At 44.6% G+C, this 18239-nt stretch carries 9 protein-coding genes and 1 pseudogene; 4 read left to right on the forward strand and 6 right to left on the reverse strand.

The genetic code is table 11. The annotated features are described in order from the left end of the window. Window positions 1-123 precede the first annotated feature (123 nt). The 4 genes from QUA00_RS17035 (at window position 124) to QUA00_RS17050 (ending at window position 8838) form a co-directional block, all read left to right on the forward strand. Window positions 124-6387: a hypothetical protein gene (locus tag QUA00_RS17035; protein WP_333410338.1), complete on the forward strand. Its 6264-nt coding sequence runs from the start codon at window positions 124-126 to the stop codon at window positions 6385-6387. Between the two features lie 244 nt (window positions 6388-6631). After that, a complete protein-coding gene (locus QUA00_RS17040; RefSeq protein WP_333410340.1) occupies window positions 6632-7861 on the forward strand; it encodes a glutathione S-transferase family protein in 1230 nt (409 codons plus the stop codon). Window positions 7862-8071: 210 nt separating this feature from the next. Then, window positions 8072-8446 (forward strand): DUF433 domain-containing protein, encoded by a 375-nt coding sequence (locus QUA00_RS17045; protein ID WP_333410341.1) that lies wholly within the window; start codon window positions 8072-8074, stop codon window positions 8444-8446. Continuing rightward, window positions 8443-8838 (forward strand): ACP S-malonyltransferase, encoded by a 396-nt coding sequence (locus tag QUA00_RS17050; protein WP_333149049.1) that lies wholly within the window; start codon window positions 8443-8445, stop codon window positions 8836-8838. Before QUA00_RS17045 ends, QUA00_RS17050 begins: the two co-directional genes overlap by 4 nt. A 49-nt stretch (window positions 8839-8887) precedes the next feature. Here QUA00_RS17050 and QUA00_RS17055 read toward each other — a convergent pair whose 3' ends face one another. The 6 genes and pseudogenes from QUA00_RS17055 to QUA00_RS17080 form a co-directional block, all read right to left on the reverse strand. Continuing rightward, complete coding sequence (locus QUA00_RS17055; protein ID WP_333145421.1) at window positions 8888-11602, reverse strand: DEAD/DEAH box helicase family protein; 2715 nt, start codon at window positions 11600-11602, stop codon at window positions 8888-8890. Then, entirely contained in the window at window positions 11583-13235 is a 1653-nt protein-coding gene (locus QUA00_RS17060; RefSeq protein ID WP_333145420.1) for a site-specific DNA-methyltransferase, read from the reverse strand. Before QUA00_RS17060 ends, QUA00_RS17055 begins: the two co-directional genes overlap by 20 nt. Before the next feature lie 51 nt (window positions 13236-13286). Beyond that, window positions 13287-13556, reverse strand: coding sequence for a hypothetical protein (locus QUA00_RS17065; RefSeq protein WP_333145419.1), 270 nt, complete (start codon window positions 13554-13556; stop codon window positions 13287-13289). A 6-nt stretch (window positions 13557-13562) separates the two neighbouring features. Next, entirely contained in the window at window positions 13563-14957 is a 1395-nt protein-coding gene (locus QUA00_RS17070) for an AIPR family protein (RefSeq protein ID WP_333145418.1), read from the reverse strand. An 81-nt stretch (window positions 14958-15038) separates the two neighbouring features. Beyond that, a complete protein-coding gene (locus QUA00_RS17075; protein WP_445305750.1) occupies window positions 15039-17447 on the reverse strand; it encodes an EF-hand domain-containing protein in 2409 nt (802 codons plus the stop codon). Between the two features lie 181 nt (window positions 17448-17628). Beyond that, a pseudogene (locus QUA00_RS17080) lies at window positions 17629-18141 on the reverse strand (transposase); the annotation flags it as partial. Between the last annotated feature and the right edge of the window lie 98 nt (window positions 18142-18239).

Genomic DNA, 18239 nt, shown 5'->3' on the forward strand with positions numbered 1-18239 from the left:
AAATACTTCTTGAACGCTTCTTGATTATCTGGAATAGTAGAGGGCGATCGCTCTTGTGTCAGTTGGATAAAGAAAGGGCGATCGCAGATACATGGAAATACTTACAGGGAAAAGGTGAACAGTATGAATTTATCACTAGATAGCACTACCGTTACTCATAGTTTAGAGCAATCTCTACAAAAAACTCATAGCTTCCTCGCAGCTTTAGGAACAGATGCTGATTTTACTGCCAAGATGGCGTTAGCTTTTGGTAACGACTTTGAGGCTGATATTGCCAAAAGCTTAGCTCTAGATTGGGCGAATGGAGACTTTGAAAAACTTCCCTTGATAGAGATTCGCTCTTCAGCAGAAATTAATGGAGCCAAGGGAGCTTTTGCTGGAGCAAATAACACAATTTATCTATCGCGAGAGTTTCTTGATGAAAATTCCAATAATATTGATGCGATCGCCAATGTTATTTTAGAAGAAATCGGTCACTCAATAGACTGGCAATTGAATAACTCAGATACCCCTGGAGATGAAGGGGCAATTTTCTCAGCATTAGTGCGTGGAGAAACATTGAACTCTCAACAGCGACAACTGCTTTTAGCTGAGGATGATTCAGCTACCCTTACCTTAGATGAACAAGTTCTTCAGATTGAACAAGCAACAATTTACACCGGAGAAAATCTGGGAGACATTATTACAGGTTTCGATGCTCTTCTAGATACCCTTCAAGCTGCTGTCAATAACCGAGTATACGGGAACAAATTGCCACTTTTAGGAGATAAACTGAAGAATTCCGCTGAAAGTGGCGTACAGTTTATCAGCAATTTTGAAGATGATGTTCTCAATAAACTGCACGAAAAACTCGATACAGCAGTAACTAAAACACCGGAGCTAATCAAACAAGCTCTAGCAGAAGCTTTGGGGCCCAGTGGGTTAAAGTTGCTTCCCGACTTGAATAATGATGGTCAAGTTGATGCCCAAGAAATTGACCAGGCGATTAGCTTTGTGGAAACAACCGACGATGTTAAGTTTAACTTAAGGCTCAAAAAAGAACAGGCGGCTAACTCATTCTCTACAGCCTTGGATGCTGGGATTGGATTACCAGCTTTGAAATTGGATATCAATGGCAAGGCCAAAATCGGTCTTGGCTATGATTTAAATCTGGATTTTGGTGTCAATAAGACTAAAGGCTTTTATTTCGATACATCAAATGCCAACGAACTTAAAATTAATTTCAATGCCTCTCTTCCCAACTTAGAGGTAACTGGCAAACTGGGATTTCTGCAACTCAATGTCAAAGATAAAGGCACCCAATTTAACGGCGATTTTACAGTTGATTTAAAGGACTCAGATAATCAACTGTTTTTTTCGGAACTGCCATCAGTTAATTTAAAAAGCCTCGTAGATGTCAAATTTAATGGTTCAGCAAATATCAATCTGAATGCTGCCACAAGTTTTCAAGAGTCTGCCGTACTGCCATCGCTTAGTACGGACATCAATATTGACTGGGGATTTAATAGCAGCAATGCAGATCCAGACAATCCTAGCAGTTTTGGCGATGTACCCACTATTGCGTTCAACAACGTACAGATGGATATGGGTACATTCTTCAGCGACTTTGCGAAACCTATTTTGGGAAAGATCAAGCAGGTTACAGATCCAATTCAACCTGTCATCAAAGTGCTGGAAGAACCGCTACCGGGGTTCTCTGATGTCAGAGCTATCAAAGCTGCCTTAGATAAAGATAAGGATGGTAATGTTACGCTCTTGGATATCATCGAAACTATCGAACCAGCTATCGATCCAGATTTCAATTTGGGGTACATAAAAGCCGTCAGCGAAATCGCTGTTTTGATTGAAAAAATCGACGATATTTCAACTAGCCCTGACAAGCTGATTGTTGACCTTGGCAGCTTTAATTTAGGCAGCACGGATATCCGATCGGTCCCCGACCTTAAAAATGTATCGCCGAGCCCAAGTCAGGGAATTCCCGACATCAAATCGCAGCTAGAAAGTAAAGGAGAAACAAAAGCCACAAACTTGGTCAGCAGTTTTGAAAGCTCAAAGGCAGGTCAACTCAAATTTCCACTCTTAAACGATTCAACGAATGCGTTTAAGCTGCTGCTGGGGCAAACGGCAGATTTGTTTACATACGATATGCCGGAGCTGAAATTCAAGTTGGGATACAGTCAGTTTTACCCCATCATTTATATTTTGGGAGCTCGTTTCAGCTTTGACCTTAGTGCCAACATCGATTTAGCTTTTGGCTTTGATACAGAAGGGCTAAAGCAGTTCGCAGATAGTCGCAAAACTGCTGATATTTTCAACGGATTTTTTGTGAACGATTTCCGCACTAACCCCGACGGAACGACTGAAGAGGTTCCAGAAGTTAGTCTGACTGGAGGGATTGGAGGCTCTGGCGAACTCAATGCAGTATTAGCTAGTGCTGGTGTAGAAGCAAGCGTTCGCACCAAAGTTAACTTCGATCTGGACGATAATCTGCACAATAAAGATGGCAAGGTTCGGGTCAATAAAATTCTGGAGCAAATTAAAGAAGATCCGCTGTGTTTGTTTAAGACTAGCGGTGAAGTTACTGCTGGGTTGTACGCTTACTATAAGTTTTTAGGAGGTCGTGAAGAAATCGGTCTGGCCAAAACTCCGCCACTAATCAGCTTTGATTCCAAGTGCGATGATAAAACAGGTTTGAAGCTGGCGGAAGATGTTGGCGGTGGCCTGTTGCGGCTGAATATGGGGCCAAATGCAAGTGCTAGAACTAGGGGCGATCTCAACGATGGAAATGAGATATTCACCATTTCGCCAGATCCAAATTCAGGCGGGGTTGTTTACATATCAGCATTCGAGACCAGGCAGAAGCACAATGTCAGCAGCAAGATTGTTGGCAACGGCGGTGCTGGCAACGATTTAATTAATATTCAGGCTGGCGTCCAAACTCCGGCAGACCTTTCAGGCGAGGTTGGTGACGATAAGCTGTACTATCGGGGGACTGGCTCGGCAACACTCCACGGCGGTGAGGGGAATGACCAGTTGGTCGGTGGTGCAGGCAGCGATGAGCTTTTTGGTGAGGGCGGCGACGATAATTTGAAAGGTGGCGATAACAGCGATCGCCTCTTTGGAGATGATGGAAGTGATCGCCTTTCTGGGGAAGCAGGTGATGACAAACTTTTGGCTGGTTCTGGCGACGATTACCTTGCCGGAGGAGCCGGAGCCGATACTCTTGATGGTGGAGAGGGTATTGATGCTGTCTCCTATATCTCCTCCGGTGAAGCAGTATCCGTCGATCTGACATCTGGTAAAAGTTCCGGCGGAGACGCAGCCGGTGATGTATTGCACTCCATTGAAAAACTAACTGGCTCAGAACTTGGAGATATTCTGTCAGGTAGCACCCAGAATGACTTCATAGATGGTGGTGGAGGCAACGATGCCATCAACGGCGGAGACGGAAACGACACCCTCACCCCCGGTTTAGGTAACGATACGATCGATGGGGGAACGGGAACCGACCAGTTAGTTGTGGACTATTCCGCTTTACCCACCCGTGCCGTCGCATGGAGAGACATTGACCCAACAGATCCCTCTTCATGGGATGTCTTTGTGGCAAACGCTTATGGTGTAGGAACACCCCTGACAGTTGATATTGGCAACAGCACTACTCACTATGACGTTGCTCTATCAACCGATGGCACGACAGTAGCGTGGACAGATGAAGAGGGACTGTGGGTTAAAAAGGTCGGTAATTCAAATCCACCTTTCAGAATCAATACTGTTACTAATCCGAACTTTAATGGCTCCTCTTTATCAGCCGATGGCAGCAAGGTAGCTTGGACAGAATATAGGGGTCAGGAAGCTGACCTTTTTGTTGCCAACACTGATGGTACTGGCATCACAAAAATTACCACATTTGAACTAGGTGCAGTAGCTACAGGTCACGGTAAAATTTCCCTCTCAGGCGATGGGACGAAAATAGCCTGGAGTGGGCTGGTTAAAGTGGGAGAGTCTGTTTCAGAGGAAGAAATCTTTGTTGCCAATACTGACGGTACAGGAATTAAACAAATTACGGATGATTCTGCCACAGCTACTTTCTTCGCGGAACTTTATGATGCTTTTCCATCCCTTTCAGCAGACGGCTCGAAGATAGCTTGGGAACGTTCTCCCAGAACAGGAAACGCAGTAATCTTTGTTGCCAACACAGATGGCACCGATATAAAGAAACTGTCCGACGATATCGAGGGCGAAAACAAATTCCAAGAATTTGCTCTGCATCCATCTATATCAGCAGATGGTAGCAAAGTGGCTTGGCTTAGCGAGAAGCTTGCTGGCTCACCAGATGTACCCGACACCATGATTCGCGTCGGTAAGACGGATGGCTCTGAAGTCCTCATAGCTTCCGGTAAGGAAAATGCTTCAGGATATCCTTCTCTTGCCGCTGATGGTGCCAAAGTTGCTTTTGTCAAAGATATAGACACTACTGACGAAAAAATAACTTACGGTCTTTTTGTAGGGAATGCTGATGGCACCGACATTCCTACACTCATTGATATTGGCAACCCTTTAGCAGGTGGTAGCACCTGGGATTTTGGCGGTTCCGGTGGCGATCGCCCTTCACTGTCAACCTACGTCAATATTGGCATTCGCTACCCCAATTTCGACCCAATCACAGGTAGTGGAGAAATCCATACATGGGGGCCAAGCCAACTGCATTTCAGCAATATCGAGCAATTCAAGATTATCGGCACTCCCTATGGGGATGAAATCTATGGCGGTGCCTTGGAAGACACGCTGACAGGCGGTGGCGGTGCCGATACCATCAAAGCTGGCTTAGGGAATGATTCTTACCAGTTAGACTCCGAAAAAGCTGCTGGATCTCAAATCCAAGATGCAGGTGGTACAGATATTCTTAACCTTCCAGGTGCAACTATCTCTTTATCAGCTCCGGCTGCTGGTTCCATTGGTATCAAACGAGATGGCACAACGCTGCTGGTAGACCTCAACAAAGATGGGGTTGCTAATGCTGCTAAAGACCTAGCTATTTTAGACTTTTTCGCTGAGTCGGTTTCTGGTGCTGGCTTAATTGAAACTGTGGCGAATCTCTCCGGGAGTGACATCCTCAATTATTTGAGCAGCACGCTAACGCCAACACCGACACCAACGCCAACACCGACACCAACACCCACTCCAACCCCAACGCCAACGCCAACACCAGAGGCAACACCAACACCAACGCCAACACCAGAGGCAACACCAACACCAACGCCAGAGCCAACACCAACACCAACACCAACGCCAGAGCCAACACCAACACCAACACCAACGCCAGAGCCAACACCAACACCAACACCAACACCAACGCCAACACCAACACCAACGCCAGAGCCAACACCGACACCAACACCAACGCCAGAGCCAACACCAACACCAACGCCAACGCCAACACCAACACCAGAGCCAACACCAACACCAACGCCAACGCCAGAGCCAACGCTACTACCAGAGCCAACACCGACAACTACATCCAATCCAGAGCCAACGCTACTACCAGAGCCAACACCGACACCTACATCCAATCCAGAGCCAACGCTACTACCAGAGCCAACACGAACACCACTACCAGATCCCACACCGACACCGACACCACTACCAGAGCCAACGCCACTACCAACGCCAACGTTTGAGGGGATCAGCGGTGACACCCTAATTGGCACTGACAATGACGACTCAATCACAGGTACTCAAAATGATGATGTCTTAATCGGTAAGTTGGGAAATGACACTCTTGTTGGTGGATTGGGTAATGACTTGCTCTATGGCAATCAAGGCAAAGACCTTCTCAACGGCAATCAGGGAAATGATTCTCTTTACGGCGGTAAAGGCAAGGATGTTGTTCGCGGCGGCAAGGATAATGACCTGGTTTTAGGAGATTCAGGAGATGATATCCTCTTCGGAGACATGGGAAATGATACTGTCTATGGCGGTAAAGATAATGATGTTGTCCACGGCGGTAAGGACGATGACCTAGTTTCCGGGGACTTGGGAAATGACACCCTTTTTGGAGACAGGGGAAATGATACTGTTAGCGGTGGCGCTGGTGATGACCTGCTCAATGGCGGTTTAGGCAATGATTCGCTGATAGGTGGTGATGGTCGCGATCGCTTTGTGCTCAACTCTGGTGCAGGAGTGGACACCATTACTGATTTCCAGACTGGTCAAGATTTACTGGGATTAAGCGGCGGTCTAACATTTAACCAGTTGACCATTAGCCAGGGTACTGGTATCCGGGCGCAGGACACCCTGATCCGTATCGCCAGCACTGGTGAGTTGTTAGCGTCTGTCACTGGTTTGTCATCAAGCTCGCTTACCCAAGATATGTTCGCTCTGATTTGATCCCAAATCCGGCTTAAATGGATGGGGAGGGTCGGCACGGGGGCACGACCCCTACAAAATACTGAGAATGAAACAGAAGAGCTCTCGGATGAAAGTTTGTGTGGTAGGGGCAATCCCCCCGTGGTTGCCCCTGTTTCAACCGCCGAATTATCAAGGGGGTGGCTAACTTTTGGACGATCGCGACCAAGAAAAGCTATACATTTAGTCTATATTTTGGGGAACCATCATCAGCACTAATTCACCTATGACATCCACCGCCACGATCGCCACCCCCCTAAGCTGGACACAACTAGAAGCCCTCACAGACTTTCAAGTCGATCGCACAAACGGCCCCACCAACGCCCAAGCCCGCTTGCGCCTATTCGGTAAAAGCGAATCCGATGTGCGAGTCACCCTGTACCGCGATAACCATGCTTGGTGTCCCTACTGCCAAAAAATCTGGCTGTGGTTAGAAGAAAAACAAATTCCCTACCGTATTGACAAAGTTACAATGTTCTGCTATGGGGAAAAGGAAAGCTGGTACAAGCGCAAAGTGCCATCGGGAATGCTACCGGCGATCGAACTAGACGGCCGCATCATCACCGAAAGCGATGATATCTTAATCGCCCTCGAACGAGTCTATGGCCCCTTGGGTTTGGGCATGGAAAACCCGGCAGTAATACCCATGCGGCGGTTAGAGCGACTGCTATTTAGAGCCTGGTGCTCTTGGCTGTGCTACCCAGCAAGTTCAGCCAAAGTAGAACAGCACAACCGCGACCAATTTATCAGCGTCGTCGCCCAGGTAGAAAAGGCTCTAGCTAGCACTCCGGGGCCTTATTTTCTCGATGAATTTGGTACTGCGGATGTCATCTTTACGCCCTACGTCGAACGGATGAATGCCAGTCTTTACTACTACAAAGGCTACTCGATGCGCGAAGAAAACCCGCGCTTTGCTGACTGGTTTGCGGCGATGGAAACCCGCCCTACCTATCGCGGCACTCAGAGCGATTTTCACACCCACGTCCACGATTTACCACCTCAGATGGGCGGGTGTTATGAAAACGGCGAACCTCAGATGCTACTCAATAAAGCCCGCGTGGATAATGGGCCTTGGGCTGGACTGCCGGATGTGATGTATCCAGAACCGGAAACCTCCCGCGCTGAAGCACTTCATCGCGTGATTAAGCACCAGCGCAACATCGTTCGAGTCAATCCTGCTGATGACAATTTATTTGATGAGGCTTTGCGTTGTGCTTTAACTTTGATGATGACTGGCGAAGTTTGTACGCCGCCGGCTGGTTCTGATGCGGCTTTGCGGTATTTGCGCGATCGGGTGAATGTGCCCCGCGATATGTCGATCTACGCGGCCAAGCGATTGAGGGAAGCGTTGGAGGAAACGGCGGCTTTGGTGGGTGATGGCCAAGGTTCTCCGATTCTGCTGAAGCATCGGCGAGATCAAGATCCGGCTAATTTTGTGTATAGCGATCCTAAATGAATTGTTTAATTGTTGTAGGGGCAAACCCCCCGTGGTTGCCCCGATCCGTGGGGGTAGGCACTCTTAGCACTACCCCTACATATTTGTACTGATTTAGGATTGCTATAGGGGGCGTTTGGTGGATTTGCTAAAAGGTTTCTACAAACACGACATTACCAATTTGTAAGGTACGATCGGATTATTTCCTAGACTGTTTCAGAGGCTATGGGTATGGTTTCAGTATCCAACAACCAACCAATTATTATTCGTACAGAGCGCGGACTGACAATTTCAGGTACGCGCATCACTCTCTATGATGTCATGGACTACCTGACGGCTCAGTATCCCCCGAAGTTTATCCGTTCCTTGTTTGAATTAACAGAGGATCAGATTAACGTTGCTTTATCCTACATTGAGGCAAATCGTGCAGAAGTCGAAGCAGAATATCAAATTGTTTTAAGGCAAGCTAAGGAAATTCAGCATTACTGGGAAGAACGCAATCGCGAACATTCAGCCCGCGTTGCAGCGATGCCACCCAAACCCGGCCGAGAGGCTCTTTGGGCAAAACTTCAAGAGCAGAAAGCCAAACACGAACTAGAAGCATGAATTTTCTCATCGATCACAATCTCGGAGGTCATGCAGAGATTTTATTAGGAAATATTGCGAGTCAAGGCTGGTTAAATCTACTCCCAATTCGGGTTGTCACTTTCAAGCAGATGAATTTATCGATCGACAGTAACGATCGAGTTGTTTGGCGACTTGCTCAGGCAAATCAGATGATTTTGCTTACTGCCAACCGCAGCATGAAGGGTGAAGACTCCCTGGAACAGGTGATCCGAGAAGAAAATACAGTGGATTCCCTACCTGTGATTACGATTGGAGATGCCGATCGATTTTTAGCCGATCGAGTCTATCGAAATCGTTGTGTTGACCGTATTCTGGAAATCTTGCTGGATATCGAAACCTGGATGGGCGTTGGTCGTCTTTTTGTTCCGTAGGGTGAGCCAGCATCTGGCTCGTGACTTTCGCTCCTGATCGCCGCTGAAATTAACCCTTAGTAGTGGCGGTATAGCGATCGCTTAGTTTTTGGAGTCTCATATTTTCTTTGATCTCATCATGGGGAATTAAGACATATTTCCAAGGTTTGCCACCGTGCTTTAGCATATAGTCCGAAGCATATTGACACCATTGAACTGCGACATCTTTCTTAGCAAGCACTTGAGGATTGTCAATTTCATTTCGAGCTTTTGGTTCCAGCATATAGATAACTTCTTCTGTTTCAGCCACAAAATCTGGTTGATATTCTGAATATTTTCCCTGCCATTTGTAATAAAGCTGAAATTGTCCTTTTGCGGGTTTAAACCATTTGATTGCATCCCGTTCTAAAATCAGTGCTAGTATTCTTTCTGCTTCCGATTCAAATTTCTGTTCTCGATAGAGGCATTTGGAGAAGCCTGTAAACAGATATTTGGACATATTGCTTTTGTCTCGTGGCGAAGATTGATAATCAAGGCAATTCTTAGCATTTGTAGTGTAGGCGCTATCTTTTAATGCTGTAAAACCTTTACTGATTCTGACCTCATAACCTGTTGTTTCTTCCCAGAAATGTGGCTGCATTTGGCTATGGACAAAATTGGCAATTTCCCTTTGGTAACAGCGTAAAACTTTGTGTGTATCTTCTTCGGATAAGTAGGTCATAAGATGGCTAAGAACTTGACCCGCCAGGTCATAGAGTAAATCAGCGTGTTCGTCATAGCAAATATCATCGAAGTTGACTAAATTTTTGACAATATAGTTTTCTAGCCGTGATTCTTCAAAGTTTTCTTTGATAATTCCCATAAATTCAACTTTATTCGTTGTTAGCGATTGAATATGTAATTCTTCTTGGGAGGGAACGGGATAATTTAAGCCTGTGATATCTAGGGCAAAAGACCTGAAACCCGATCGCACTTGCCCTTTAGGAATAACAAGAATCTTAGGAATATTGATGGTTTGCTGGATAACTAAATTCGTTGTTTTCGCAACGATCGCTTCAATATCTGGAGGTGCTATTATACCTTCAAGTTCCATTTGTGCGGGTTGATATTCTCTAGCTACGGCTTCGCGCACCCTTCCCTGAACTTTTGGGGATGCGAGATGGGCGGTGGTTGGGACTTCTTCGGGGCGGCTTTCAAGCTTTAGGATTTCTTGGTATGTAAGCTGTGCAATCTTTTGTTCTATAGGTGATTGAAATAGGGATTGTTGAATATTTTGGGGTTCGGTTGCAGGTAAATTATCAGGTAAATTAATGGGTTGTTCGGGGTGAAGTCCTAGATTTTGGGCTAGTTGCGATCGCGAAATTACTGTTTGTGTCTTTTGCTGTAAGTCTTCATCTGTGAGGATAATTTGTTTCAGGCGGATTTGGGATTCTGGGCGCTTTGCTTCATCGACAATTTCTTGAAACTTGTCATGGGCGACGATATTTAGGCGATCGACAATTTCGACACCTGTACGCATTCCATAGGGCAAACGCAAGCCCCTTCCAATAGATTGCTCGATCAGGATTTTAGAATTTGCGGCTCTCAGAGGGACAATTGTATAGAGGTTGGTGACATCCCAACCTTCTTTGAGCATATTTACATGGATAACTATTTCAGTAGGTTCATCGGTATGTTCTACTTTGAGCAATCGCTCTACCATTTCATCTTCTTGAGCGCCCGTTTTACTAGAATCAACTTGAATAACTTTATGTTTATAATTTCCTTCGGAAAACTCATCAGATTGAATGAGTTCCATGAGTTTTGAGGCGTGGGTAGTGTCACGGGCAATCACTAACAGAAAGGGTTTAACAATTTGTTTTCCAGTTTGAATAGCATAGGTTTCTAATTCAGCTTTAATATTTTCATGGAGATAGATGCCGTCTTCTAGTTTAAGACGCTCGATCGCGTCTGGTGACATTGCTCTAGGGTTAAAGTCTTTGCGGGTGACGACTGCTGGATCTTTAATAAATCCATCGGTTATGGCACGTCCGAGGGGATAGTCATAGATGACATTTTTGAAAGCTACTGAACCTTTATTGGTTTCGATAAAGGGTGTGGCGGTAAGTTCTAGCCCCATTAATGGTTTTAATTCGTTAATAGCGCGAACTCCTGCTGATGCGCGATATCGGTGCGATTCATCCATTAGAATTACGAGGTCTTTTAATTGAGACAGGTAATCAAAATAGCTTTCGCCAATATATTCGGATAGTCGTTTGATTTTGGGGCTTTTACCGCCGCGTACTTCTGAGTTAATTTTTGAGATATTGAAAATATTAATTTTGCATGAAATTTGTTGATCTAAGATCGTTCGCGCATTCATTTCATAGTTGTCACCTGTGATGATGACTGGTGGAGAGAGCGCAAATTCAGAGATACCCGTAAATACATACTTTGAGGTGTTGGGCGTGAAATCGGTAATTAGTTTGTTATAAATGGTCAGGTTTGGGGCAAGGATAAAGAAGTTTTTAATGTTATATGCTAGGTATAAGTAACTAATAAAAGCGCCCATGAGTCGAGTTTTACCAACACCTGTGGCTAGGGCAAAACATAGGGATGGGAAGTCGCGCTCGAAGTCAGTAAACGTTGGGAATTCTTTTTTGATGGCAACTAAACTTGTTTCTCTATCTATGATGTCTGGGAGGGATAAGAGTTTACAAATGCGATCGAGAATTTCTAAAGATTGGCGCTGGGGATGGCGCAGACTGAGACGATTAGAAATATTATTAACAAGTTGATTTATCATAGGTATCCATGTCAAATAGTGTTAATTGTCCGAACTTTGGGGGTGCTTTTGGCAAGTTTTCAATTTTTAGGCTGTAATCATCATGTCCCCATTCACACCGTGAAAGGATTTGTTTAGGAATTTTTTTAACGGTGAGGTTTGGGAATATGTCGGTTTGACCTCGAAAGGCGGTACATAAAACAAGTAGGGTGCGCTCTTGTCCTACTTCGTCTGCAAGTTTGGATAGTTGTTCGTGACTAAGATTTTGGGTGGTGACATAGATAAAGTCGCTTTCGGTGGAATAGCCATGTTGCCAATAGAAGGTGTCTGATGGTGCGTAGGTGAAACCTTCGATTTTGCAGAGTGCTTCGGCAAGCATCGCGGCGTTATAGTTTTTATTGATTACCCAGTTATCCCATTTGTCTTTTTCTAGTAGGGATGGTGCAAGATGATAGTATCGAAACCCGCCGCCACCTTTCCAGTTAACTGCTTTGCTAATTCCACCTTGATCTTCGCCATCAATTACTTTTTTGAGTCGGGGAATGATATGAGTATGACAATGTTCGCCGAGTTCAATCATGATCCAGCGTCTTCCCATTTTATGGGCGACTGCGCCTGTTGTTCCTGAACCTGCAAACGAATCAAGAACAATATCTTTGGGATTAGTGGCAAGTTGAAGAATACGTTCTAGTAGCTTTTCAGGTTTAGGAGTTGAAAAGGGTTCTTGTGCATTAAGTTGCAACTGCTCTCGTTTAGCATCTTGATTATGACCCACTTCTTCCCATGTCCATATTGTTTGTGGTACTCCTCCTTTGTCAGAAACCGCACTTAATAATCTCTTGAAGCGAGGTACAGAGTTCTTTCCTTCTACTCCCCAATACACTAAGCCCTGTTGTTCATTATCTTCATGTCTCTCACGCGAATATCTCCATACTGCCGTTTTCTTAGGGAGAATAATTTCACCAGTATTTGGATTAGTGATTGGATAGTATAGATTAGGACGCTCATCAATAGATTTGTTACAAGTATAATTGTCTGATTGCCAAGCACCACGAGGATCATTGTCAGGGTTTTTGTATGCTGAGTTTGATTTTTCAGTTCTAGGAAGTCTATTCGGTTTCCAAGACGTTTTAACTTTCGCATAAACTAAAATGTGGTCGTGATCGTTACTGAACCAAAGTGCATCATTCGATGCCGCATACTTCTTCTGCCAGATTACATTCGCAACAAAATTTACGCGCCCAAAAATCTCGTCACACATCACTTTCAAATAATGCGCTTCATTATCATCAATCGTAATCCATAAAGAACCATCATTCGACAATAGATTACGCAAAATCTCTAAACGATCGCGCATTAAACCAAGCCAAATAGAATGTTCAACTCCATCATCATAATGTTCAAAAGCTGAGCCTGTATTATATGGCGGATCGATAAAAACACATTTAACTTTTCCTATAAACTCTGACTCCAAAGCCTTGAGAGCCAATAAATTATCCCCAAAGATTAAGCGATTATCAAAAATATCATTTTCACTCACCTGATGAGCCGCATGATAAGACATCTCTGGATCTTCCAGCAAAATTCGCGGCTCCAGCTTGGGGCGAATATCCTTACCAATCCAGGTTAATTCTAGTCTCTGCTTTTTAGTCATAATTAATCTTTTTCTCAACAGTTAAACTCTAGGAATATTCTGATTTTTAGTCTAATTATTCCTGGGATCTAACTCTTGCATCACCCTACTCGTTAAAGGAACAACATCGGTTAAACTCTTGAAAATTGCTAGATAACCCTTCTGGTCACTAGCAAATTGAGATTCAGCAATATTATAAATCAATTCGGCAAGCTCTAACGCAATTCGTGACAATTCTATTTGATCATCATCAGACAACTCAATCTCTACTTTATTGATCAATGGTTTATGGCGTCTTCCGAGAATATCCAGAATAAAAAATCTACCATGCTTATAAAACATCTTTTGTCAACCTGTTGCAGCATTTTCTGAAGCAGAAAAAATGCTATCTAAATATTGAAATATTCGCACATACCGACAAAGCATAATCCCTGAAATTTCATTACTAAAAAGAGTTGAATAATAACGCTTATAAAGTTGACCAATTTCTCTCTTTGCTGCAACCAATATTTCCGTATTACCACTAAAACAAGCAAGAGCAACTGCCGCCTGTTCAATTGTAATCGCATCCTGATTTCGCTCCGCCGATGGTCGATATTCATAAACAATATTCGATACCATACATTCCTGTCGCAAACGCTCTTGATTGGAATCTAACGCGGCAAAATAAACATCACGCACAGCATTTTGCGTATTTCTTGCCCCAGTAATTTTTTCGCCAATATTGTCAGTCTCCGTCCCCACTTCAATAATTGTAACTAATAACTTTGCATCAGCAGATATTGAACCATTAGCATTATAAACCGAAGCGATCGCTCCTACCGTTTGCGCGCCATTTACGACGGAAAAATCTTTTAAAGTAAATTGAGTTGATTCCTGTGTATGTCCCGATGTCAGACTAATTACCGAACAAGTAATCGTCAGACCATTGTTGAGATAAAATAGTTCAGATGGTTGCTCTTTGACAGTTTCCGCAATCGCTAAGTTAACATCCTCTGCACCTAGGTAATAACGGATATTTTTCTCAAAAAGCGACTTATTATGCTCTTGATATAAAGAGGCAAGTTCTGAAGCCTTAACCAATCCATAAAATGCCCTACGCGGCCGATCTAAACAATGCCACTTTTCCAAGGTCAAGACTACATCAACAGGGGCGATCGCGTGTTTTGCTGTCAACCAACCATGTGTTATGCTAATATTTAAATCTTGCCATTCAAAACGTTGATCGAACTGATTCAGTTCACTTTTTAACTGATTAAGATCCGTAATCACATGAGAACTCAGGCTTTCATCAAGATATATATTACAGCCAACTATTTTTACTCCGTTAGTATTTAAAGCATCTTCAACATCTTGCTGCAACCGCGCAAAGCCATCATTAAATTTCTGAAAACGTTGATGGACTAAATCTCTAATCCCATCACAAAATTTTTTATTATCACCCATATTTGGAGCATTCCCCGCCTTAGCCTGTACCAACAAAAGCAATTTTTTAATCCGATCGAAATAAATGGCATCAATCCCATTATCATTTTCCCCATTGACAATTGAGTTAGCCGCTTGAGCAGGGGTAAGATCGGCAAGATTGGCGATCGCAAATGCAGCCAAAGAACGACTCAATCGATTTTTTTCATGTTGCTCTGGTGTCCAGTTCCTCTGAAGCTGCGCGGTCATTTGAAAATAATCCTGCTTTAGTACCTCAATGATTTGAGTCTTTTTGGCATGGGTATTCGGCTTAGGCATTGAGCGATTATTAATATTTTAATTTTTTCTAGGAGCGGTAAAAAGTTAAGCTTAAAAGCTTAACTTTTTACTCACTAATATCTAAGCAACCTCTACGAACACACCGCTGCGAGCAAACTCCTCTTCTTCAGGACTAAAGACGGGAGCTCGATCCACAAGGTCAGGGTCAAAGTAATATGTCTCTTGTAAGAATTGTCCGGTGACGATCGCCTCCTCCAACTCCTTGATATAATCTTGGGCAACTAAGCAAGCCTCCTTGATGCCTTCCTCATCGCGCTTATCCAACAGCTTTTGCAAAGTTGCTCTCACCCCTGTCAGTCGTGCCGCAGGCTTGAGCATACCGTAGAGGCGGTACATCCGATCGGTGGCAATGCTAATGTGTTTGAGGGCCTTGGCTCGTGCTAGCTCAGAGTCAATGCTAGGCCAATAACGGGTGGTATAGAATGCTTTCTCATCCTTGTGATACCACTCCTCCGATCGCGCAATTGATGAGGAGACAGTATTGTGCAGCTTCCAGAAGAATAAGCGCAGGGAAGCGCCATCTACTACGGTCGATAACTTGGCCTCCATTGATACCTCAAAGTCATTCAGACGCGGGTCACGCCCAAGCACGAGGTACTCTACAGGGTACATTTCCACCTCTTTATTCTGCACGACGTAGGCGTTGAGGTGGTGGCGGCAGTAGGGGCAGGGATACATAGTGGCAAACAGCTTGAAAAAGTCCTTGAAGATTGCCACCAGAGTTTTTTGCTGTTGGGGGGTCTTGGTAGAGACGATTTCAGCCGTAGTGTGGAAGAAACGCCACACCGCAGGGCCAATATAATACGGGAAGCTGACGCGCATTTGTGAATTCTTTATTTCACTGCGATCGATATAAACGTCAATGAACGATACATATTGCGAGAGTTCGCCAGACTCGCGCCCAAACTCCAAGCGTTCGCGCCGTTTCTGTACCCCATTCAGGTAGTTGTGCGTCAAGCGCCATGCCTGTTTGAGCATTAGCTTCTGTTTTGGAGCGCATTTGGGAAAGCTTTCTACAACATCCGCCCCATAGCGCCCAAATTCCCCTGACGCCTTGGTGGCTTCGTACCACTGGTTTAAAGCTGCTTCGTCAGCCACCGTATTCAAGGGGATGTCTGCTGCTGTGCTGACGCTGAAGGCAGCCAGCAGCTTCGGCATAAAGTCTTCATACCAATAGGCGACTGGCATCATCGCACCATCGATTTCCTCTGAGGCATCCGAGAGGATGACGCGGTTCCACTTCTTCAGGTACTCTTTGGGATCTCCCTCAGATTTGACTGGTGGCGGTGCCATTTCCTCACTCAGTTCCATTTTTCTCAATCGGTTGAGTTCGTTGATGGCAAGCACACCCTCGGCGATGTCACGCAAGTTGAGACTTTTCTTCTTGATGGTGATGGCAAACTCGACTCCCGCCGCAAACTTTTCCTTGGCGCTGGCAGACTTACCCCGCGCTTCCAACATGGCTTTTTGTTCTGCCAACATTTCTGGAGTTTTTTCTATAGTCTTCCAGTTTTTGATGCGATCTTGTAGTCTGGCATATTCATCTTCGATCGATTTAACTACTGCATCCAGTAGAGGGTTGCACGCCGACTCTACTACACCCAATCCTTTATAAAGCCCGATCGCACATCTGACAAATTGCACAAAATCAACGATTCTGTAGGGCAAGTTTCTCACGCGCAGGTGAGTCTCGTGGTTGGCCGAGAAACTCTCACGGAAGCTGCGGTAGGCTGCTCCCTGGATCAGACGAAACAAACCAATCTGCATCTGCAAGCGGGAGGTACCGCGCTTGCTCTCAGCTTGTGGGTGTTGCGCGAGTAGTTCTTTTAGGCGCGCTATTTCTGGATTGCTATCGTTGGGTGCTTCTTGTAGATTAGGTTCAATAGTGGCAGAATCTGCCTCATTGATAGCAGTTGCTGTAGTTGCGATCGCAGCCGCTGTACTGTCTGAAATCTCGGTTGTCTGTGTGCTGACAACCGGAACCGGCGAGTCTTGATATCCGGTTGTGAGCTCTGACTCATCGGGTACCAGTTTGCAGAATTCCTTAAAGTCAATTGAGGCATCGCCGTCATGATCTACCTCTTTGATGATCTCATCGAGCTCTTGCTCTGTCAGCCCAAACTGGCTCATCACACCCTGCATCTCGTTTTTAGTGATTTGACCGCTGCCATTCTCATCAAATACACTAAATGCCATTTTGAGACGACTCTGGCGATCGCCTTGGTGGGATACCATCAGGATTTTGAATTCCTCAAAATCGATACTGCCAGACAAGTCTACGTCCACTTCCTTGATCATGTCGCGCAGCTCGGTTTCGTTAGGACTCTGGCCTAGCGATCGCATCACTTGACCCAGTTCTTCTGATGAGATAGCACCGCTCCCGTCCGCATCAAATACTTTAAAAGCTTCCCATAACTTTACCACATCTTCTTCAGTCATAGCTTTTTTTTCAAGCTGCACAGATGTCATCACTAAATCCTCCCTGATTTTTTATTGGCTGTCTATTGATTATGACCAATATACTTTAATTGCTGATGACTTACGCAACGATATTGTCAAATCCAAGGGGATTGCCGATATCTCCTACTTTGGCTTGTGACAGTTGATCTAAGTAGGTCGGTATAAAAAAACCAAGGCAAGTAAAGAAATGTTAACAAGCGGAATTGGAACTGAATTTAAAGCGATTAGTTGTGTAATTTCCTCGTCGCCCTCTCGCTTCAATTCCATCCATTACTGCGTAGGCAATATCTAGTTCATCTTCAAACATTTGTCCGACCAGTTCATGATTTTTAAGTTGTTGCCATTCCAGTTCAATCTTGTTCATTTCCGAACAGTATTTAGGTAAAAAGAAAATATACAACCCCTGGCTTTCCCACTGAGACCATTTTTGTTGGACATCCAGAGATTTGTGTATGGGACCATTATCTTGAATTATCACTCTGATCCGTCCAGTTAATTTCATTTCCAGCTCAGCTTGTTGTGCTTCATTTTCCATCATAGTGATATATGATTTGCTGCTAAAACTCCCGACAGCCAACCCATACGCGAAATTAACACACGGTTGTAGCAAGCCTAAAATACTAAGTCTTCGCCCCCTTCGTTTCGTTTGCTCTAACCGTTTTTGCGCTCCAATTGGGTAATATGTATATCCAGTGGGACTCCATTAGTGACAAGTTAAGGTGAGGGGTAAATTGTCAAGGGGGTATTTACATTGGTTAAAAAATAGATGAAACTCAGAATAGGCAAGTAGTTGAGCAATTA

This window comes from Microcoleus sp. T2B6, assembly GCF_036700475.1.
Taxonomy (GTDB): domain Bacteria; phylum Cyanobacteriota; class Cyanobacteriia; order Cyanobacteriales; family Microcoleaceae; genus Microcoleus.

Bases quoted from the DNA above. Each gene is read 5' to 3' on its own strand.
- QUA00_RS17035 (WP_333410338.1), top strand. From the start codon at position 124: ATGAATTTATCACTAGATAGCACTACCGTTACTCATAGTTTAGAGCAA.
- QUA00_RS17040 (WP_333410340.1), top strand. From the start codon at position 6,632: ATGACATCCACCGCCACGATCGCCACCCCCCTAAGCTGGACACAACTA.
- QUA00_RS17045 (WP_333410341.1), top strand. From the start codon at position 8,072: ATGGTTTCAGTATCCAACAACCAACCAATTATTATTCGTACAGAGCGC.
- QUA00_RS17050 (WP_333149049.1), top strand. From the start codon at position 8,443: ATGAATTTTCTCATCGATCACAATCTCGGAGGTCATGCAGAGATTTTA.
- QUA00_RS17055 (WP_333145421.1), bottom strand. From the start codon at position 11,602: ATGATAAATCAACTTGTTAATAATATTTCTAATCGTCTCAGTCTGCGC.
- QUA00_RS17060 (WP_333145420.1), bottom strand. From the start codon at position 13,235: ATGACTAAAAAGCAGAGACTAGAATTAACCTGGATTGGTAAGGATATT.
- QUA00_RS17065 (WP_333145419.1), bottom strand. From the start codon at position 13,556: ATGTTTTATAAGCATGGTAGATTTTTTATTCTGGATATTCTCGGAAGA.
- QUA00_RS17070 (WP_333145418.1), bottom strand. From the start codon at position 14,957: ATGCCTAAGCCGAATACCCATGCCAAAAAGACTCAAATCATTGAGGTA.
- QUA00_RS17075 (WP_445305750.1), bottom strand. From the start codon at position 17,447: ATGACATCTGTGCAGCTTGAAAAAAAAGCTATGACTGAAGAAGATGTG.